At 74.5% G+C, this 19,300-nt stretch carries 16 protein-coding genes; 15 read left to right on the plus strand and 1 reads right to left on the minus strand.

What is annotated here, in order from left to right:
* Positions 1–16: 16 nt before the first annotated feature.
* From H299_RS34975 to H299_RS0118900, 15 genes are all read left to right on the plus strand, one after another.
* Entirely contained in the window at positions 17–1,324 is a 1,308-nt protein-coding gene (locus tag H299_RS34975; RefSeq protein WP_486587334.1) for a CpaE/TadZ family protein, read from the plus strand.
* Positions 1,321–5,394 carry a type VII secretion protein EccCa gene (eccCa, locus tag H299_RS34980; protein ID WP_051262621.1) on the plus strand — a complete coding sequence of 1,358 codons (4,074 nt, stop codon included), beginning with the start codon at positions 1,321–1,323 and terminating at the stop codon, positions 5,392–5,394. Before H299_RS34975 ends, eccCa begins: the two co-directional genes overlap by 4 nt.
* Positions 5,391–6,893: a DUF6177 family protein gene (locus tag H299_RS34985; RefSeq protein WP_486587335.1), complete on the plus strand. Its 1,503-nt coding sequence runs from the start codon at positions 5,391–5,393 to the stop codon at positions 6,891–6,893. The genes eccCa and H299_RS34985 overlap by 4 nt, the downstream gene beginning before the upstream one ends.
* 267 nt (positions 6,894–7,160) lie before the next feature.
* Positions 7,161–7,532 carry an NADH-quinone oxidoreductase subunit A gene (locus H299_RS0118845; protein ID WP_027749665.1) on the plus strand — a complete coding sequence of 124 codons (372 nt, stop codon included), beginning with the start codon at positions 7,161–7,163 and terminating at the stop codon, positions 7,530–7,532.
* Entirely contained in the window at positions 7,523–8,200 is a 678-nt protein-coding gene (locus H299_RS0118850; RefSeq protein ID WP_027749666.1) for a NuoB/complex I 20 kDa subunit family protein, read from the plus strand. The genes H299_RS0118845 and H299_RS0118850 overlap by 10 nt, the downstream gene beginning before the upstream one ends.
* Positions 8,197–9,342: an NADH-quinone oxidoreductase subunit C gene (locus H299_RS34990; RefSeq protein WP_158692358.1), complete on the plus strand. Its 1,146-nt coding sequence runs from the start codon at positions 8,197–8,199 to the stop codon at positions 9,340–9,342. The genes H299_RS0118850 and H299_RS34990 overlap by 4 nt, the downstream gene beginning before the upstream one ends.
* Positions 9,339–10,304: a complex I subunit 1 family protein gene (locus tag H299_RS0118860; protein WP_027749667.1), complete on the plus strand. Its 966-nt coding sequence runs from the start codon at positions 9,339–9,341 to the stop codon at positions 10,302–10,304. The genes H299_RS34990 and H299_RS0118860 overlap by 4 nt, the downstream gene beginning before the upstream one ends.
* On the plus strand, positions 10,301–10,858 hold the full coding sequence (locus tag H299_RS0118865; protein WP_027749668.1) for a NuoI/complex I 23 kDa subunit family protein: 558 nt from the start codon (positions 10,301–10,303) through the stop codon (positions 10,856–10,858). The genes H299_RS0118860 and H299_RS0118865 overlap by 4 nt, the downstream gene beginning before the upstream one ends.
* Positions 10,855–11,490: an NADH-quinone oxidoreductase subunit J gene (locus H299_RS34995; RefSeq protein WP_037759611.1), complete on the plus strand. Its 636-nt coding sequence runs from the start codon at positions 10,855–10,857 to the stop codon at positions 11,488–11,490. The genes H299_RS0118865 and H299_RS34995 overlap by 4 nt, the downstream gene beginning before the upstream one ends.
* A complete protein-coding gene (nuoK, locus tag H299_RS0118875; RefSeq protein WP_027749669.1) occupies positions 11,490–11,873 on the plus strand; it encodes an NADH-quinone oxidoreductase subunit NuoK in 384 nt (127 codons plus the stop codon). The genes H299_RS34995 and nuoK overlap by 1 nt, the downstream gene beginning before the upstream one ends.
* A complete protein-coding gene (locus H299_RS0118880) occupies positions 11,870–13,891 on the plus strand; it encodes an NADH-quinone oxidoreductase subunit L (RefSeq protein WP_027749670.1) in 2,022 nt (673 codons plus the stop codon). Before nuoK ends, H299_RS0118880 begins: the two co-directional genes overlap by 4 nt.
* A 26-nt stretch (positions 13,892–13,917) precedes the next feature.
* Positions 13,918–15,480, plus strand: a complete 1,563-nt coding sequence (locus tag H299_RS0118885) for an NADH-quinone oxidoreductase subunit M (protein ID WP_078512864.1) — start codon at positions 13,918–13,920, stop codon at positions 15,478–15,480.
* Complete coding sequence (locus tag H299_RS0118890) at positions 15,477–17,102, plus strand: NADH-quinone oxidoreductase subunit N (RefSeq protein ID WP_027749672.1); 1,626 nt, start codon at positions 15,477–15,479, stop codon at positions 17,100–17,102. The genes H299_RS0118885 and H299_RS0118890 overlap by 4 nt, the downstream gene beginning before the upstream one ends.
* Positions 17,103–17,245: 143 nt before the next feature.
* Entirely contained in the window at positions 17,246–18,109 is an 864-nt protein-coding gene (gene htpX, locus H299_RS0118895) for a zinc metalloprotease HtpX (RefSeq protein WP_027749673.1), read from the plus strand.
* Positions 18,106–18,510 (plus strand): YccF domain-containing protein, encoded by a 405-nt coding sequence (locus H299_RS0118900; RefSeq protein ID WP_027749674.1) that lies wholly within the window; start codon positions 18,106–18,108, stop codon positions 18,508–18,510. Before htpX ends, H299_RS0118900 begins: the two co-directional genes overlap by 4 nt.
* Positions 18,511–18,543: 33 nt before the next feature.
* Here H299_RS0118900 and H299_RS0118905 read toward each other — a convergent pair whose 3' ends face one another.
* Positions 18,544–19,032 carry a YajQ family cyclic di-GMP-binding protein gene (locus tag H299_RS0118905; protein WP_027749675.1) on the minus strand — a complete coding sequence of 163 codons (489 nt, stop codon included), beginning with the start codon at positions 19,030–19,032 and terminating at the stop codon, positions 18,544–18,546.
* Positions 19,033–19,300 lie beyond the last annotated feature (268 nt).

Raw genomic sequence — 19,300 nt, forward strand, 5'->3', positions numbered from 1 at the left:
TGGGGGCAGCGATCTGATGGGGGCAGCGAGCGGCCCGCCGCCCGCGCGCGGCGGCGGGCCGGAGAACTGGCAGCACGACGTGCTGCGGGAGCTGGGTGCGACGGGAGGCCCGGCGGGAAGCGCGACGGGAGGCCCGGCGTCCGCGGCGGCAGCGGCCGTGCCTGCCGCAGCCGCACGCCCCCCGGCGGCCACCGGCGCCGCCGACGCCGTGCCCGGCCCGCCGGTGCCCCGGCCTGCCGCGCCCGCGTCCGCGCCCCCGCGCCCCGCCCCGCCGGCCGCGCCCCCGCCCCCGCCGCTGCCCTCCCCCCTCTCCGTGCCGCTGATCGCGCCCGAACTCGCCGCCGCCGAGCGCCGCTCGCGGCACGGTGACACCCTCGCCCGCCGTACAACGCGCGCCCTGCGTTCGCTGGTCGCCTCCGCCGCGCGCGAGACCGCCGCCGTCACGGAGGCCGCCCGCGCCATCCAGCAGCCCGTCACCACCGGCCGCCAGATCGCCGTCACCAGCATCCGGGGCGGCTCCGGCAAGTCCACGGTCGCCGCGCTGCTCGGGCTGACGTACGCCCACTACCGCGCCGATCCGGTGCTCGCGGTGGAGGCCGATCCGGCGCTGGGCACGCTGCCCCGGCGGCTGGGTGCCGCCGAGGTCCGCTGGTCCTGCGCCGACCTGGCCCGCATCGTGGACCCGTCGATGCGGATCACCGACCTGACCGGCTACCTCCTGCCGTTCGAGGGCGGCGGCTGGCTGCTGCCGGGCAGTCAGGGCTCGGTCGGGGCGCAGATCGACGTCGATACCTACCGCACCGTGATGGCCGCCGTGCGCCGCTACTTCGGCGCCACCGTGGTCGACTGCGAGACGCTGCCCGCCGAGGTGGCGCGTACGGCGCTGGTGACCGGTCAGGCGCGGGTGCTGACCGCGCCCGCCACCGTGGAGGGCGTCGCCGCCACCCGCACCGTGCTGGACTGGCTGGGGAAGGTGCACCGCAGCATGCTCCCGACGACGGTCGTCGCCCTCGTCCGCACCGCCCCGGACACCGCGCTCGATACGGCCCGCGCCGTCGCGTACCTGGAGGCGGGCGGCGCCGCCGTGCGTACGCTGCCCTACGACCGTCACCTCGCGGCGGGCGGCGCCGTACGCCCCGGGCTGCTGGGCCGGGAGACCCGGGAGGCGGCGGCCTCGCTGGCCGCCGCCGTGCTGGACCGCGCCGTCTCCCGCGAGCGCCTGCCGGCGGGGCGCCCGGCGGACGGCGCCCCGGCGCCGGCGCACCCGGCACCGACGCGGCAGCCACCGGTGCGGCAGCCACCGGCGGGGGAGCGGAAGATATGAGCGTCCGGGTCGTCCACCGCCCCGCCCGCACCACGCGCCCGCTGCCCCCGCCCGCCGAGCGCCTCATGGAGCCGCCGCCCAACCTCCCCGACGGCAAGGGCGGTTCGGCCGCCACCTCGCTGCTGCCGATGATGGGCGTGATGGGCTCGGTCGTGATGATGACCGTCATCCGCAGCAGCCAGTTCGCCGCCATCGGCGCGGTCGTCCTGGTGGTCGCGGTGATCGGCGGGGTGCTGCTGCTCTTCTCGCAGCGGGGCAAGGCGCAGCGCACCCGGCGCACCCAGCGGGAGAGCTATCTGGAGTATCTGGAGGGCCTGCGCGAGGAGTTGAGCGCCGAGGACCGCGAGCGCCGGGCCGCCGCCCGGGTGCTGTCGCCGCCGCCGGAGGCGCTGTACGACCTGGTGCGCGACCCGGCGCGGCTGTGGGAGCGGCGCCGGCTGGACCGGGACTTCCTCGACGTACGGGCGGGCACCGGCGAGTCGCCCGTACGCACGCTGCGCATGGAGCAGCAGGGCAGTTCCGTGCTCACCCCGCCCGACCCGTTCATGCTCAACGAGGCGGCCGGCCTCCAGGAGCGCTTCGCCACCGTCCCGGAGACGCCGCTGTCGGTACCGCTGGACCGGGCGGGCAACGTGAGCGTGATCGGCGCGCGCGAGGACGTGCTGCGGGCCGTACGCACCCTGGTCCTCCAGGCGGCGGTCGGCCACGCCCCCGACGACCTGGCGCTGGCCCTGGCCGCGCCCGAGGGGCGGATGGCCGACTGGGCCTGGGCGAAGTGGCTGCCGCACAGCCTCGACGCGCAGGAGTGGGACGGCCCCGTCCCCGCGCGCCGTATCGCCCCGGACATGCCCCGGCTGTGCGCCGGGCTCGGCGGCGAGCTGCGGCGGCGGGCCGCGTACGCCGCCGAGGTGCGGCGCGGCCTGGCCGGGCGGGACGCGCTGCGGCTGACCAGCAGGCTGCTCGTCGTCAGCGACCGGCACGGACAGGTGGCGGCCGAGCCGACCCGCCCCGACGAGGCCGTGCCGCTGCCCGACATGGGCGTGACCGTGCTGCATCTGCTGGCGCGGCGCATCGACGAGCCGGGGCAGGTCTCGGTGCGGATCACCGTCGGGGACGACGGCCGTACGGTGGCCGTGGAGGACCTGCGCGGCGAGGTGCCGGTCACCGTGCAGGGCACCCTGGACGACCTGACGCCCGCCGCCGCCCTGGGCCTGGCCCGGATGCTGGCGCCGCTGCGGCTGTCGCCCGAGTCGGCCGCCGCGGGTGCGCCGCTGTCCGGGCCGGTGGACTTCACGGAGCTGATGGGCCTGGCGGACCCGGCGGCCCTGGACACCGGCCGCCTGTGGGCGCCCCGCGGCGACCAGGACTTCCTGCGGGTGCCGATCGGGCTGGGCGACGCGCACGAGCCGGTGCTGCTCGACCTCAAGGAGTCCGCCGAGCTGGGCATGGGCCCGCACGGCCTGTGTGTGGGCGCGACCGGCTCCGGCAAGAGCGAGCTGCTGCGCACCCTGGTGCTCGCCCTGGTGGCCACGCATCCGCCGGAGGACCTGGCGATGGTGCTGGTCGACTACAAGGGCGGCGCCACCTTCGCGCCGTTCGCCCCGCTGCCGCACGTCGCGGGCCTGATCACCAACCTGGAGAACCGCGCCGGGCTGGTGGAGCGGGTGCACGCCAGCCTTGCCGGTGAGGTCAAGCGGCGCCAGCAGGTGCTCAAGGACGCGGGCGACCTCGCCGACATCTCCACCTACGCCGCCGCCCGCGCACAGCGGCCCGGTCTGGAGCCGCTGCCGCACCTGTTCGTCGTCATCGACGAGTTCGGCGAACTGCTCACCGCCAAACCCGACTTCATCGACCTCTTCCTCTCCATCGGCCGCATCGGCCGCTCCATCGGCGTCCATCTGCTGCTCTCCAGCCAGCGCATCGAGGGCGGCAAACTCAAGGGGCTGGATACCTACCTTTCCTACCGCCTCGGCCTGCGCACCTTCTCGCCCGAGGAGTCCCGCACGGTCCTGGACACCCCGGACGCCTTCCAGCTGCCCCCGATCCCCGGCTTCGGCTACCTCAAGGTGGACACCAGCGCCTACGAGCGGTTCAAGGCGGGCTTCGTCTCCGGCCCCTACCGCGGGCCCGTACGGCAGGACGGCGGCGGCGACGGCGCGGACGAGGGCCCGAGCGCCCTCCCCTACCCCGCGTACAACACGCTCGCCGTCCCCGCCGCCGACAGCGGCGAGGTCGCCGGTCAGGGCCCCGGCCAGGCGCCGCCCCGCCGTACCGTCGGCCCGACGCTGCTGTCCACCGTCGTCGGGCAGCTCGCGGACGCCGCCCCCGCCGTCCCGCAGATCTGGCTGCCGCCGCTGCCCGAGGCGCTGCCGCTGGACGGCGTCGCGGGCCCGCTCCAGGCGGGCGCGCAGGGCATGCGCCTGGCGGGGCGGCCCGAGGGCCCGCTGCGCGTCCCGCTCGGCCTGCTGGACGACCCGGACAAGCAGTGGCAGGGCCAGTGGCTCCTGGACCTGACCGTCGCGGGCGGCCACGCGGCGGTCATCGGCGGCCCGCAGTCCGGCAAGACGACGCTGCTGCGCACCCTTGTCCTCTCCCTCGCGCTCACCCACACCCCGCAGGAGGTCGGCGTCTACGGGCTCGACCTGGTCGGCGGCGGCCTCCAGGCCCTCTCCGGCCTGCCGCACGTCGGCGGGGTCGCGGGCCGCGCCGACCACGAGCGGGCCGCCCGTACGGTCGAGGAGGTCCGGAGCATGCTCGCCGCCCGCGAGGAGCTCTTCCGCGACCACGGCATCGACTCCGTCGAACAGCTGCGCGCCCTGCGGGCCGACGGCGGGCTGCCGGAGCTGGGCTGCACCGACGTCGTGCTGGTGATCGACGGATTCGGCGAGCTGCGCGGCGAGTTCGAGGAGCTGGACGAGGGCGTGGGCGACCTGCTCAAGCGCGGCAGCGGCTACGGCATCCACATCGTCGCCGGAGTGCTGCGCTGGAACGACGTGCGCATCGCCGCCCAGTCCGCGTTCGGCACCCGCGTGGAACTGCGCCTCAACGACCCCACCGACAGCAGCGTCAGCCGCCGCCTGGCCGAGACGCTCACCCCCGACGAGCCGGGCCGGGTGCTGACAGACGCCAAACTCTTCGCGCACGCCGCCCTGCCCCGCGTCGACTCCGGTACCTCCGTGGACGACCTGGGCACCGCGCTGGAGGAGGCCGTCCGCACCGTACGGGACGCCTGGCCCGGCGCCCCCGCCCCGCCCGTACGGGTGCTGCCCGCCCGGCTCGGCCCGCACCAACTGCCCACCCCGGCCGAGGAGCCGCGGCGGGTGCCGGTCGGCCTCGACCAGGGCGGCCTGGAGCCCGTACTGCTCGACCTCTTCCGGCACGACCAGCACCTGATGGTCCTCGGCGACGGCGAGTGCGGCAAGACGAACCTCCTGCGCCTGGTCACCCGCGGCCTGCTGGCCCGGTACGGGGACGACGAGCTGGTCTTCGCCGTGATGGACCCGCGGCGCGGGCTCTACAGCCTGGTGCCCGAGGCGTACCGGGGCGGCTACGCGCACAACGCCCGGCTGGCGTACGCGCTCTCCGGCGCCATCGCCACCGAACTGGAGAAGCGGATGCCGGACGACAGCACCGCCCCGGAACTGCTGGCCGCCGGCACCTCCGCGCCCGCCGGGCCGCGCATCGTCGTCCTCGTCGACGACTACGACGTGCTCGCCACCGCCGGGCAGCAGCCGCTGGAGCCGTTCCTGCCCTACCTGCCGTCCGCGCCCGACATCGGCCTGCACTTCGTCGTCACGCGCCGGGTCGCCGGAGCCTCCCGCGCGCTGTACGCGCCGTTCCTGATGACCCTGCGGGAGAGCGGCACGGCGGCGCTGGTGATGACCGGCGACCGCTCCGAGGGCCAGCTCTTCCCCGGCCTGTACGCGGCCCCCCGCGTCCCGGGCCGGGGCACGTTCGTACGCCGCGGCGCACCGCACCGCCTCATCCAGACGGCGCTGGCGGGGGACGACGCGGACTCAGGAGATGCCGGGGCCGCAGGGCCCGCCGGCACAGCGGGAGGCCGCGCATGACCACCGACGTGATCGCCCTCACCGAGCGCATGCCCGACCGGTGGAGCCTGCTGGCCGCGCTGCTGTCCGCCGGGCCGGACACCGTGCTGAGCACCCGCGCCGAGGGCGCCGTGCTCCAGCTGAGCGACGCGGACGGACGGGCGCTGGCCACCGTGGAGGCGCCGGCGCTGCTGCGCGTCCCCGGCGAGGCGGCGCGGCTGCTGGGCGTCGAGGTGGGCGGACCGGTGTGGTGGACGGAGATCCGCGCCGCGACGGCGACCCGGCACGCGGAGGCGCTCGCGGGCACCATCGCCACCCGCCTGACGGGACAGCTCGGCGGCACGGTCTGGCCGCGCGCGGCCACCGCGCCCGGGGGCGGCGCCGAGGTCGTGCGCGACGCGCTGGGCATGCACGCCCCGGCGGCCGAACAGCCCGCCGTCGACGTGCTGACCGACCGGGCGGCGGTCGTCATCCAGGACCGCCCCCTGGTCGCCATGACCTCCTGGTTCGCGGACGCGCTGCGCGCCGCGCTCGCCGGCGGGCGCGCCCTCCAACTCGTCACCCCGCCCGGCACCCGCCTCACCCTGCCCACCCGGACGGCACTGGCCGGGCTGCCGCACCGCTGGGTCGTACGGGACGCCGCGGGCGCCTGCTACGACGGCCTCGCGGGCGTCGAACTGCGCTGGCGGGACGGCGCGTTCGAGCCGACGGGTCGGCCCGCCGCCCAGTTCGCGGCCGGCGGCCGTCCCGGCGGGCACCAGTTGCTCCTCACCTTCCGCACCCGCGGCCCGGCCACCGCCGCGCTCCGGCTGGGCGGGCCGCTGGAGGCCGCCTGGCGGCGGCTCACCGGCGGGCCGCCCGCGGGCTGGGGCAGCGCGGAGCCGGCCGGCACGCCCTGGTCGCGTGGCGAGTTGACGGAGTTCGCCCGCAAGCGCGCGCCCGCCCCGACGTGGCTGGTGGCCGTGGGCGATCCGGCGACGCGCCCGGCGCTCGCCACGCTGCGGGTCTCCCGTACGGCCTCCGGGGTCGATGAGGAGGTGACGGCGGCGTTCGGCGCATCGGCGGAGGGGGCGGTTGCGGCAGGCGGGGCGGCTGCCGCCGGGGACCCCGTGCCGCCGCACGCCGCGCTCGCCGAGCTGGCCGGGGAACTGGTCGCCGACCACGCCCTGGTGTCCCTGCTGGTCCAGCGCCGCGCGGCGCGGGCGGACCTGACGGTGCCGCCCTGGCTGGAGGGCGCGCCGGAGCCGGTGGCCTTCGCGCTCGGGAGCGCGGACGTACGGGCCGCCGGCCTCGACGTGGCCCGCCGCCCCCCGCTGCCCGACCGGCCCCGCCCGCTCGGCCCGGCGCACGCCCCCGGGTTCTACTACCCGATCACCGCGACGGGCCCCGGCCTGGCCTGGCAGGCCCTGAAGGACCTGACGGCCCACCTGCGGGGCATGGCCGCCCCGGAGGGCGCCGCCCCAAAGGGCGCGGCGGACCCGGCGCGCACGGCGCGCGCGGGCGGCGCCGACCCGGCGTGAGAGTTTCGGGGGCGGCGTTCCGCGTCACCGTCCGCCGGGCGGGGTAGCTTCCGGACGCCTCCCGGCGCACAGTGATCCGTACGGCGCGGCCCGTCCGCGCCGTACGGTGCCGCCGGCCGCTGCCCGCCACCCGCACCGGGCGAACCGGGGCAAGCGTGCCCACCTGGTGAACGGCCGAGCAGGGCGCGGTGAGCAGGGCCTAGGGTGTGGGGCGGACGGATGGGCGGAGTCGGCGAGTACGACACACACAGGTGAGGACGGGCGGACGTGCCGGAGTACTTCCACGGCTACTCGGTCGTCGGGCTGGTCGCCGTCGTCGGCGTGCTCTTCGTGGCCGTGTCCTTCTCGGCCGGGCGGCTGCTGCGGCCGGTGGTGCCGACGCGGGAGAAGATGCTCACCTACGAGTGCGGCGTCGACCCCGTCGGTGAGGGCTGGGCCCACACCCAGGTGCGCTACTACGTGTACGCGTTCCTCTACGTCATCTTCGCCGTCGACTCCATCTTCCTGTTCCCGTGGGCGACGGTCTTCGCCGCGCCGGGTTTCGGCGGCGCCACGCTGGTGGAGATGTTCATCTTCCTCGGCTTCCTGTCCGTCGGTCTGCTGTACGCATGGAAGAAGGGCGTCCTGGAATGGACGTAGAGAAGGCCGGTTCCGCCGGTACCACCGGTCCCGCCGGTTCCACCGGCCCGGTTGACCTGCCGCAGCCCGCACCCCGGCTCGGCGTGCTCTCCCGGCTGGCCCCGGAGCCGATGAAGGTGGTGCTCAACTGGGGCCGCCGGTACAGCCTGTGGGTCTTCAACTTCGGGCTCGCCTGCTGCGCGATCGAGTTCATCGCGGCGTCGATGGCCCGGCACGACTTCATCCGGCTCGGCGTGATCCCGTTCGCGCCCGGCCCGCGCCAGGCCGACCTGATGGTCGTCTCGGGCACGGTGACGGACAAGATGGCCCCGGCCGTCAAGCGGCTCTACGAGCAGATGCCCGAGCCCAAGTACGTCATCTCCTTCGGCGCCTGCTCCAACTGCGGCGGCCCGTACTGGGACTCGTACTCGGTGACCAAGGGCGTCGACCAGATCATCCCCGTCGACGTCTACGTGCCCGGCTGCCCGCCCCGGCCCGAGGCGCTGCTCCAGGGGATTCTGAAGCTCCAGGAGAAGATCTCCCGCGAGTCGCTCGCCGACCGGTACGTGCCCGGTGCGGGCGCGCGCGGCCGTCCGTCCGCGGCCGCGCTGACCAGCCCGCCGGTGCTCCCGCCCGGGCAGGGCGCAGGCCTGCCGGGCGCCTCTCCCGCAGAGCGGGGCGACCGTTGACCGGGCCGGAGGAGACCTTTGAGGACGCGGGCGGTGCCGCCGTGCCGCAGGCCCCCGTGGGGTGGCTGCCGCGCGGCGCGGACGCGCTGTTCGGGGCGGGTGCGTCCGCCGAGGAGGCGTACGCGCTGCTCACCGTCGACGTGCCGCCCCAGCGGTGGATTCCGGCGCTCACCGCCGCCCGTGACGAGCTGGGCTGCGACTACCTCGACTGGATCAGCGCGGTGGACGAGCCCGGTACGGGCTTCCGCGTCTGCGCGCATCTGGTGGCCCTGCCCGCGCCCGCCGCGGGACGGCAGCTGCGGCGGCTCGTCGTCCGTACGACTGTCGGGCACGAGGCGCCCGTGCTGCCCACCGCGACGGGCGTCTTCGCCGGTGCGGGGTGGCACGAGCGCGAGACGCACGAGATGTTCGGCCTGGACTTCACCGGCCATCCCCACCTGCTGCCGCTCCTGCTGCCCGAGGAGTTCGAGGGGCATCCGCTGCGCAAGGACTTCGTGCTCGCGGCGCGCGTCGCCAAGGCGTGGCCGGGGGCGAAGGAGCCCGGCGAGTCGGGGCACGGCGGGCCCAAGCGGCGCCAGATGCAGCCGCCGGGCGTGCCGGACCCGAACGAATGGGGTCCGCTGAAGGGCCAGCTGCCGCCCGCCCCCGCGCGGCCCGCACGCGGCCGGGCGGCCGGTGGTGCGGCAGCCGCCGGTGACCGTCCCGCACGCCGGGCACGTACGTCGGGCGCCGGCTCGGCCAGCCAGCGGCCCGCGCCGGGCGCGGGGGAGGAGCGCGCGGCGGACACACCCGCGCCGCCGCGCCGCGCGCGCCGCGCGGGGGACGGCTCTGCCAGCCAGCGCGCCGCCGAGGCCGCCGCGCCGTCGGCGCCGGAGCAGAAAGAGCCGCCGAAAGCCGAGCAGGCGCAGGCCGAGCAGGCGCTGCCCGACGCCGCGTCCGCGCGCCCGGCACCGGCCGCGCCCACGCCCGGCACCCGCTCGACCGACGCGCCCTGGCACCACGCGGAGAGCCCGGACGCCCCCGAGCCGGACGCCCCCGAGCCGGACGCCCCCGAGCCGGACGCCCCCGAACCTGCCGACGAGTCAGAACCTGCGGCAGACCCCGAGGGCGAAGCCCGGCCCGGGACGGAGGGCGGCGCCTGATGGACGTGCTCGATGTCGCGCTGCGCCTCGCCGCCGTGCTCGTGGTCTTCCTCACCTTCCCGCTCCTGGTGGGCCAGACCGAGCACAAGGTGATGGCCCACATGCAGGGCCGCGTGGGCCCCATGTACGCCGGCGGCTTCCACGGCTGGGCGCAACTCGTCGCCGACGGCGTCAAGTTCGCGCAGAAGGAGGACGTCGTCCCCGCCGGGGCCGACCGGCGGGTCTTCCAGCTCGCGCCCGCCGTCGCGCTGCTGCCGTACCTGCTGGTCCTGATCGTGATCCCGTTCGGCCCGGACGGCGGCGTCGGCCAGTCGATCGACGCCGGGATCTTCTTCGTGCTGGCCGTGATGGGCGCGGGCGTGCTCGGTTCGCTGATGGGCGGCTGGGCCTCGGCCAACAAGTTCTCGCTGCTCGGCGGCCTCCGTACGACCGCGCAGCTGATCGCCTACGAGCTGCCGATGCTGCTGGCCGCCGCGTCCGTGGCGATGGCCGCCGGTACGCTCTCGCTGCCCGGCATCCTCGACGCCTTCGAGTGGTGGTGGGTGCCGTGGCAGATCATCGGCGCGCTGGTCTTCTTCATCGCCGGGCTCGCCGAGCTGCAACGGCCGCCGTTCGACGCGCCGGTCGCGGACTCGGAGATCATCTTCGGCGCGTACACCGAGTACACCGGCCTGCGCTTCGCCCTCTTCCTGCTCGCCGAGTACGCGGGCATCGTGGTGCTGTGCGGGCTCACCACGGTGCTGTTCCTGGGCGGCTGGCACGGCCCGTTCGCCGAGGACGGGCTCGGCTGGGCGTGGACCTTGCTCAAGGCGGCGGTGCTCGCCTTCGTGGTCATCTGGCTGCGCGTGAGCTATCCCCGGCTGCGCGAGGACCAGATCATGCGGGTGGCCTGGACGGTCCTGGTGCCGCTCGCCCTCTTCCAGATCGCCCTCACGGGCGTGGTCAAGGTGGTGATCCAGTGAGCCCCCTGCCCGGCGCGGGCCTGGCCAAGGGCCTGGCGGTCACGCTCCGCACGATGACCCGCCGTTCGGTCACCGCGCACTACCCGGACGCGCAGCCTGAGCTGCCGCCGCGCAGCCGTGGCGTCATCGCGCTGTTCGAGGAGAACTGCACGGTGTGCATGCTGTGCGCCCGCGAGTGCCCCGACTGGTGCATCTACATCGACTCGCACAAGGAGACGCTGCCCGCCGCCGCACCCGGCGGGCGCGAGCGCAGCCGCAACGTGCTGGACCGCTTCGCCATCGACTTCTCCCTGTGCATGTACTGCGGCATCTGCATCGAGGTGTGCCCGTTCGACGCGCTGTTCTGGTCGCCGGAGTTCGAGTACGCGGAGACCGACATCCTGGAACTGACGCACGAGCGGGACAAGCTCCGCGAGTGGATGTGGACCGTGCCGGAGCCGCCCGCGCTCGACCCGGCGGCCGAGGAGCCCAAGGAGGTCACCGCCGCCCGCCGGACGGCGGACAAGCTGGCGGCGGCGCGGCAGACCCGGACGGACGAGGGGGCGGACGAGTGAGCTTCGCCGCCGGGCACCCCGGCTTCCTCTCCCCGACGGGTGTCGAGATCGTCTTCGTCCTGGTCGGTATCGCCACCCTCGCCGCCGCCATCGTGACCGTCACCACCAGCAAGCTGGTGCACGCGGCGCTGTGGCTGGTCGTCGCGCTGGGCGGGATCGCCGTCGAGTACCTGCTGCTGACCGCCGAGTTCATCGCGTGGGTGCAGGTCCTCATCTACGTCGGCTCGGTCGTCGTCCTGCTGCTGTTCGGGCTGATGCTGACCAAGGCGCCCATCGTCCCCACCGTCGCCCGCAGCCACCCCTCCTACGCGGCGCTGCGCGCCGAGGCGAGGCAGGCCGCCGACTCCGGCAACCGCTGGCCCGCGCTGGCGGTGGCCCTCGCGGCGGCGGCCACGCTGGTGACGGTGGTCGTGGACGCCTTCCGGTCCACCTGGATCGACGTGGACCGCTCCGTGCAGGGCTCGGCCGGGGTCACGGGCGAGATCCTCTTCCGGCACTGGGTGCTGCCGTTCGAGGCGCTGTCCGTACTGCTGCTGGCGGCGCTCGTCGGCGCGATCATCCTCTCCCGCAAGGGCGGCGACTCCCGCCCGAGCGGCGACCCGGCCGCGCCCGGCCCAGAGGAGCGCGGCTGATGCATCTCGTCTATCCAGCCGTCCTCTCCGTCCTCCTCTTCTGCGTCGGCGTCTACGGGGTGCTGGCCCGGCGCAACGCGATCCTGATCCTGATCTCGGTCGAGCTGATGCTCAACGCGGTCAACCTCAACCTCGTCGCGTTCGACGTCTGGCTGCGCGACACGCTGCACACCGGCCAGGCGCTGACGCTGTTCGTCATCGCCGTCGCCGCAGCCGAGATCGGCATCGGCCTGGCCATCGTGCTGCTCGTCCACCGCAACCGGGGCACGTCCGACATCGACCGGCTGCGCGACCTCCGGGAGCGCGCCGAACCGGGCGACGCGGACCACCAGCCGGACCAGCAGGATGAACAGGGGCATTCCGCCGGGAGGCAGACCGCGTGACCACCACGACCCTCGCTGTCCTCGTCCCCCTGCTGCCCCTCCTCGGCGCCCTCGCCGGACTGCTGCTCGGCCGCCGCGCCCCCGGCTTCGTGCGGCCGCTGGCCGTACTGCCCACCCTGCTGGCGACCTGCCTCGCCGGGATCGTCGCCTTCCGGCACGGCGGGAGCGACCCGCTGCGGGCCGCCACCGAGCTGACGCCGACCGGCAACGCCGTGCTGCCCGTCGAACTCGCGCTGCACATCGACGGCTTCGCCGCCCTGGTCTCGATCCTCGTCGGCGTCGTCGCCTGCTGCGTGCAGCTGTACTCCACCGGCTACCTGCGCGACGACCCGCGCTACTCCTCGTACGCCGCGCTGGTCTCCCTCTTCACCGCCGCCATGTTCCTGGTCGTCTACAGCGACGACCTGATCGTGCTGCTCGTCGGCTGGGAGATCATGGGCATCTGCTCGTACTTCCTGGTCGGCCACTACTGGGAGACGCGGGCCGCCCGGGACGCCTCGCTCAAGGCGTTCCTGGTCACGAAGCTGGGCGACGTGCCCTTCCTGATCGGGATTCTGGCCCTGGCGAGCGAGATGGGCAGCTTCCGGATCAGCACGATCACCGTCCGGCTCGGCTCCTCGCTCTCCGGTTTCCAGCTGGACCACCCCACCCTGATCGCGCTGCTGCTGCTGGCCGGGGTCGCGGGCAAGTCCGCGCTCTTCCCGCTGCACACCTGGCTGCCCGACGCGATGGCCGGCCCGACGCCCGTCTCCGCGCTGATCCACGCCGCCACGATGGTCGCGGCGGGCGTGTACTTCGTCGCCCGCCTGCTGCCGGTCTTCGCCGCCTCCGCCGCCGCCCTGACGGTGCTCGCGCTGATGGCGGCCGTCACCATGGTCGGCTCGGCGCTGGCCGCGCTGGCGCAGGATGACGTCAAACGCGTGCTCGCCTACTCCACGATCGGCCAGCTCGCCTACATGGCGGGGGCGCTGGCCGTCGCCGACCGGGGCGCGGCCGTCTTCCACCTCGTCGCGCACGGCGCCTTCAAAGCCCTCCTCTTCCTGGGCGCGGGCGTCCTCATCCACGCCGCCGGGACGAACTCCCTGGCCGCCATGGCCCGCATGCGCGGGCTGGCGCGCCGCGCGCCGGACGCCTACTGGACCATGACCATCGCCCTCCTCGCGCTCGCCGCGATCCCGCCCTTCGCGGGTTTCTTCTCCAAGGAGGCCGTGCTCGGCGCCGCCGAACACGCGGCGCTCGGCCACGCGCACGGCGTGCCCTCCGGCGCGGGCTGGACCGTGCTCGTCGCGGGCCTGGCCACGGCCCTGCTCACCGCCGCCTACGCCGCCCGCCTCTGGCTGCGGGCGTTCCACGGCGGCGGCCCGCAGGACGCGCCGGACCACGGCCGCGAGCCCGCCGTGATGACCACCGTGCTCTGGGTCCTCGCCCTCCCCTCCCTCGCCTTCGGCATCCTCTATGGCGTGCTGCCCGACTGGTTCGACGGCGGCTCCCTGGCACCCACCCTCACCACCTCCGTACTCGCCACCGGCCTGGCCGGCGTCGGCGCCGTCATGACGTACGCCACCTGGCGGCACACCACCGCCTTCGCCGCGCGCGTCCCCCTCGGTGCCGTGGCCGCCCACCCGGAGCGGGACGCCGCCAGCTCCGAGGTCGCGGCCATCGCCAGCCACGAGGCCGCCTACGGCGACCGCGCCGACGCGCCCGACCCCGCCGACCCCGGGCGGCTGCTGCTCGGCCCCCTCCACCGGCACGCCGCCCAGGGCTTCCACCTCGACGCCTGCTACACCGCCCTGTTCGTACGCCCCGTCCAGGCCGCCGCCCGGCTCGTCCGCTTCCTGGACCGCGCGGTCGTCGACACCTACGTACGCGGCGCGGGCCTCGGCCCCCGCCTGCTGGGCACCGCCGTACGCCGCAGCCAGACCGGCAACGCCCAGACCTACCTCGGCGCGCTGCTCGCCGGATCGCTCGTGCTGGCCGTGGCCGCCGTCCTCGTGGCCGCCGGAACCGGAGGCGCCTGACCGTGCTGCCCCTCAACGACACCACCATGGGCCTCCTGCTCGCGGCCGTCGTCCTCCTCCCGCTGCTCGGCTCGGCCGCCGCCCTGCTCCCGGCCCCGCCCGGCCTCAAGGGCACCGGCCCGGAGCAGGCCGTGCTGCGGCACGGCGCGACCGTCACCGGCGCCGTGCTGCTGCTGACGATCCTGCTGGCCGTCGGCTTCGACCACGATCAGCCCGCGGCCGTGCAGGCCGAGACCGATATCAGCTGGATTCCCGCACTCGACATCCGCATCCACCTCGGCATCGACGGCATCTCCCTCCCCCTGCTGGTGCTCTCCGCGCTGCTGACCTTCCTCTGCGCGCTCTACAGCTGCTTCAAGATGCCCGACGGCCCCTCGGCCAAGGGCTTCGTCGCCCTGCTGCTCGTCCTCGAATCCGGCACCCTCGCCACCTTCGCCGTCCTCGACCTGATGCTGTTCTTCCTGGCCTTCGAGATGGTGCTCATCCCGATGTACTTCCTCATCGCCCGCTGGGGCGGTGCCGAACGGGCCGCCGCCGCCTGGAAGTTCATCCTCTACACGCTGCTCGGCTCCGTCGTCATGCTGCTCGGCCTCCTCCTGATCGGGATCGAGGGCGGCACCTTCGACATGGTGGCACTCGCCACCGACAACGGCGCCGGGCTCAGCCATACCACCCAGCTCCTCGCGGTCCTCGCCATCGGTGCCGGGCTCGCCGTGAAGACCCCGATGTGGCCGCTGCACAGCTGGCTGCCGGACGCGCACACCGCCGCCCCCACGGTCGGCTCCGTGCTGCTGGCGGGCGTCCTGCTGAAGATGGGCACCTACGGATTCGTACGCATCGCCCTGCCGGTCGCGCCGGACGGGATGCAGACCTTCGCGCCCTACCTCGCGGCGCTGGCCGCCGTCGGCATCATCTACGGCTCGCTCGCCTGCCTCGCGCTCGCCCGCCGGGGCGCCCGCGGCGACCTGAAGCGGCTCATCGCGTACTCCTCCGTCGGCCACATGGGCTTCGTGCTGCTGGGCGTCGCGACCATGACGGCTACCGGGGTCAACGGCGCGCTGTTCGCCAACGTCGCGCACGGCCTCATCACCGGCCTGCTGTTCTTCCTGGTCGGCGCCCTCAAGGACCGCACCGGCACCACCGACCTCGACCAGCTCGCGGGCAGCACCGGAGCGGCCCTGTACGCCCGGACGCCGCGCTTCGGCGGGCTGCTGGCCTTCGCCGCCGTCGCCTCCCTCGGGCTGCCCGGACTGGCCGGGTTCTGGGGCGAGATGCTCGCCCTCCTCGGCGCCCTCGACCCCGCCGACGGGCTCAGCCGCCCCGCCTTCCTCGTCTTCATGGCCCTCGGCGCCTTCGGCACCCTGCTCACGGCCGCGTACCTGCTCGTGGTCGTACGGCGGGTGTGCATGGGGGACCCGGCGGAGCGGCCGGAGGCCGTCCCCGTCACGCTGCCGGACGTCCGCGGCTACGAGTTCGCCGCCTGGACGCCGCTGGCCGTGCTCACCGTGCTCGCCGGGCTGTGGCCCGCGGCCCTCCTCGGGCTCACCGACCCCGCCGTACAGAACCTCCTCCCGGGAGTGAGCCGATGACCGTCATCGCCGGAGGGCTCGTCCAGTCCGTCGACTGGCTCGCCATCGCCCCGCCCACCGTCGCGGCGCTCGCCGGTCTCGCCGTCCTGGTCGCGGACCTCTTCGTGCCCGAGGCGCGCAAGCGGCTGCTCGGCTGGGGCGCCGTCGCCGGGCTGGCGCTGGCCGCGCTCACGCTGCTGCCGCTGCTGGACGGGGACCGCGAGACCTTCTGCCTCACGAACACCGGCCCGCAGGGTGCGGCCGGTGCCGCCTCGTGCAGCTACGCCGCCGACGACTTCACGCTCGTCATCCAGCTGCTGGTGCTCGGCGGCGCGCTCCTGGCCGCACTGCTGGCCCTGCCGGCCGTCCGCGAGGAGCACCTGCCCGCCGGGGAGTTCTGGTTCCTGCTGCTGTCCTCAGCGGCGGGCGCCGCGCTGCTGCCCGCCTCCCGCGACCTGGTCACCCTGGTGATCGCCCTGGAGGTCGCCTCGCTGCCCGCGTTCGCCCTGGTCGGGCTGCGGCGCGGCGACCGGCTCTCCTCCGAGGCGGCGCTGAAGTTCTTCCTCTCCTCGGTCACCGCCACCGCCGTGATGCTCCTGGGGGTCAGCTTCGTCTACGCGGCCACCGGCTCGCTGCACCTGACCGTGATCGCCGAGCAGCTGCCCGGCACGGACGCGCGGCTGGAGACGCTGGCCGCCACCGGCGTCGTCCTCACGCTCGTCGGCTTCGCCTTCAAGACCGCCGCCGCCCCCTTCCACTTCTGGGTCCCCGACACCTACGTCGGCGCCCCGCTGCCCGTCGCCGCGTACCTCTCGGTGGTGGGCAAGGCGGTCGGCTTCACCGGGCTGATCCTGGTCACCGTCGTCGCCTTCCCCTCCTACGACCACCTCTGGGGTCCCGCGCTCGCCGTCCTCGCCGCGCTGACGATGACGGTCGGCAACGTCGCCGCACTGCGTCAGCGCCCGGACCGCCGCCACAGCGCCGTACGCCTGCTGGCCTGGTCCTCCGTCGGCCAGGCGGGCTACCTGCTGGTGCCCGTCGCGGCGGCGGCCTGGTCCTCGTCGCCGTCGGAGGCCATCGGCGCGACGGTCGCGTACGCGCTGATGTACGCCGTGGTGAACCTGGGGGCGTTCGCCGTCGCGGCCCACGTACGCGGCCTCAGCGCGGCCCACCGCGTCAGCGACTACCGGGGGCTGTACGCCGCGAACCCGCTCGCCGCCCTCGCCCTCGGCTTCTTCCTGCTCTGCCTGGCCGGGCTGCCACCGGGCGTGATCGGACTGTTCGCCAAGGTCACCGTCTTCCGGGCCGCCGTGGACGCGGACCTGGGCTGGCTCGCGGTGGTGATGGCGGTGAACGTGGTCATCGCGCTCTACTACTACCTCCGGTGGACGGCGCTGCTCTTCCGCCCGCCGCCCGAGCCCGCCGCGCCCGCGGCTGCTGAGCCCGCACCCGAGCCCGCCGCTGCCGCCCCCGGCGCCACCGCCGCGCGGGCCACCGCCGTACGGCCCCCGCGCAGCGGCGCGCTCGCCGCCCCGGTCGCCGCCCCCGTCGCCGCCGTCATCGCGCTGACCGCAGTCCTCGGCGTCGCCCTCTCCGGTGCCCCTCAGCTCGTCCTGCGCTTCGCCTCCGGCACGCTGCTGTAGCGCACGTCTCACCGGTACCCGCGACGGCGCCACCGGGAACTGGCGGCGCTTATCTGGCGTTCACCAGTACGTGAGGGTCCACTGGAAGGTGGAACTGCCACCTGGCTCAGGGTTCCCCTGCTGCATCATCTGGAGGGCGTACCGTGCACCGCCGGCACAACGGGCTGAGGACGGCCCTGCTCCTCGGGGGCCTGTCCGCCGTCATCGTCGTCCTCGGCAGCTTCTTCGGCCGCATGGGCCTGGTGGTCGCTGTCGTCGTCGCGCTCGGTGTCAACGCCTACGCCTACTGGCACAGCGACAAGCTGGCCCTGCGGGCGATGCGCGCCCGGCCCGTCAGCGAGTTCGAGGCGCCCGCGCTCTACCGGATGGTCCGGGAGCTGTCCACCGCCGCCCGGCAGCCGATGCCCCGCCTCTACCTCTCCCCGACCCAGGCCCCCAACGCCTTCGCCACCGGGCGCAACCCGCGCAACGCCGCGGTGTGCTGCACGGACGGCATCCTCCGCCTGCTCGACGAGCGCGAGCTGCGCGGCGTCCTGGGCCACGAGCTGAGCCATGTCTACAACCGCGACATCCTCATCTCCTCCGTGGCCGGAGCCCTCGCCACCGTGGTGATGTTCCTGGCCAACTTCGCCTGGCTGATCCCGTTCGGCCGGTCGGACGACGACGAGGGGCCGGGCCTGGTGGGCATGCTGCTCATCATGATCCTGGGGCCGCTGGCGGCCTCGCTCATCCAGCTCGCCGTCAGCCGCTCCCGCGAGTACGCGGCGGACGCCGCCGGGGCGCGGCTCACGGGCGATCCGGCGGCGCTGGCCGCCGCGCTGCGCAAGCTCGACGCGGGTACGAAGCACCTGCCGCTGCCGTCCGAGCCGCGGCTGGAGACGGCCAGCCATATGATGATCGCCAATCCCTTCCGTCCCGGCGTGGGGATGTCCAGGCTCTTTTCCACCCACCCGCCGATGCCCGAGCGCATCGCGCGGCTCGAACGGATGGCAGGCGAGCGCTCGTGAAGACACTCCTGAATCTGATCTGGCTGATCTTCTCCGGGCTGTGGATGGCGCTCGGCTACGTGATCGCAGGCGTCATCTGCTGCATCCTCGTGGTCACCATCCCGTTCGGCATCGCGTGCTTCCGGATCGCCGCGTACGCGCTGTGGCCCTTCGGGCAGACGGTGCGGCAGCGCGGCGACGCCGGGATCGCGTCCGGGATCGGCAACATCCTGTGGCTGGTCATCGCCGGCATCTGGCTGACCCTCGGCCACCTCCTGGCGGGGATCGCCTTCTGCGTGACGATCATCGGCATCCCGTTCGGGCTGGCGCACTTCAAGATGATGCCGATCTCGCTGATGCCGCTCGGCCGGGAGATCGTCCCGAGCGGCTCGGCCGCCGCGTACCCGGGCTACCGCTGGTAGCGGGGGCGCGCGGCGCCGACCGCCTGCGCACGCTCAGCGGTAGTTCACGAACTGGAGCGCGAAGTCGAAGTCCTTGCCCTTGAGCAGCGTGATGATCTCCTGGAGGGCGTCCCGGCTCTTGGAGGAGACGCGCAGCTCGTCCCCCTGCACCTGCGCCTTGACGCCCTTCGGCCCCTCGTCGCGGATGATCTTCGCGACCTTCTTCGCGTCGTCCTGGGAGATGCCCTCCTGGACCGACGCGAAGATCTTGTACTCCTTGCCGGAGGCCTGCGGTTCCCCGGCGTCCAGGGCCTTGAGCGAGATGCCCCGCTTGACCAGCTTGGTCTGGAAGATGTCGAGGACCGCCTTCACCCGCTCCTCGCCGTTCGCGCGCAGCTCGATCTTCTCCCCGGACCAGGCGATCGAGGCGCCCACCCCTTTGAAGTCGTAGCGCTGCGAGATCTCCTTGGCGGCCTGGTTGAGGGCGTTGTCGACCTCCTGCCGCTCGACCTTCGAGACGATGTCGAAACTGGAGTCGGCCATGCTGGATTGGCTCCTCACACATAGATCCGGTCAGGTGGGCGCCCCGCGGGTAACGGGCCGCGCACGCCAGCCTAACCACCCCGCCGGTGCTCCTGGCGTGCGCACGACGACAGGCGCCGGGGCCGTAAATCCGAGTGGCGGACCACCCCCCGCCATCAGGTATGGTTTATCTCGTTGCGAAGGGGCACGGCCCCAGAGCGGTTCCCCTAGCGACAATCCCAGGCGGTGTGCCCGAGCGGCCAAAGGGAGCAGACTGTAAATCTGCCGG

Source organism: Streptomyces sp. CNH287, assembly GCF_000424825.1.

What these genes read in the sequence shown, in the direction of transcription:
- H299_RS0118905 (WP_027749675.1), bottom strand. Translation starts at nt 19,032, where the DNA reads ATGGCCGACTCCAGTTTCGACATCGTCTCGAAGGTCGAGCGGCAGGAG.
- eccCa (WP_051262621.1), top strand. Translation starts at nt 1,321, where the DNA reads ATGAGCGTCCGGGTCGTCCACCGCCCCGCCCGCACCACGCGCCCGCTG.
- H299_RS0118885 (WP_078512864.1), top strand. Translation starts at nt 13,918, where the DNA reads ATGGGCCTCCTGCTCGCGGCCGTCGTCCTCCTCCCGCTGCTCGGCTCG.
- H299_RS34975 (WP_486587334.1), top strand. Translation starts at nt 17, where the DNA reads ATGGGGGCAGCGAGCGGCCCGCCGCCCGCGCGCGGCGGCGGGCCGGAG.
- H299_RS0118890 (WP_027749672.1), top strand. Translation starts at nt 15,477, where the DNA reads ATGACCGTCATCGCCGGAGGGCTCGTCCAGTCCGTCGACTGGCTCGCC.
- H299_RS0118850 (WP_027749666.1), top strand. Translation starts at nt 7,523, where the DNA reads ATGGACGTAGAGAAGGCCGGTTCCGCCGGTACCACCGGTCCCGCCGGT.
- nuoK (WP_027749669.1), top strand. Translation starts at nt 11,490, where the DNA reads ATGCATCTCGTCTATCCAGCCGTCCTCTCCGTCCTCCTCTTCTGCGTC.
- H299_RS34985 (WP_486587335.1), top strand. Translation starts at nt 5,391, where the DNA reads ATGACCACCGACGTGATCGCCCTCACCGAGCGCATGCCCGACCGGTGG.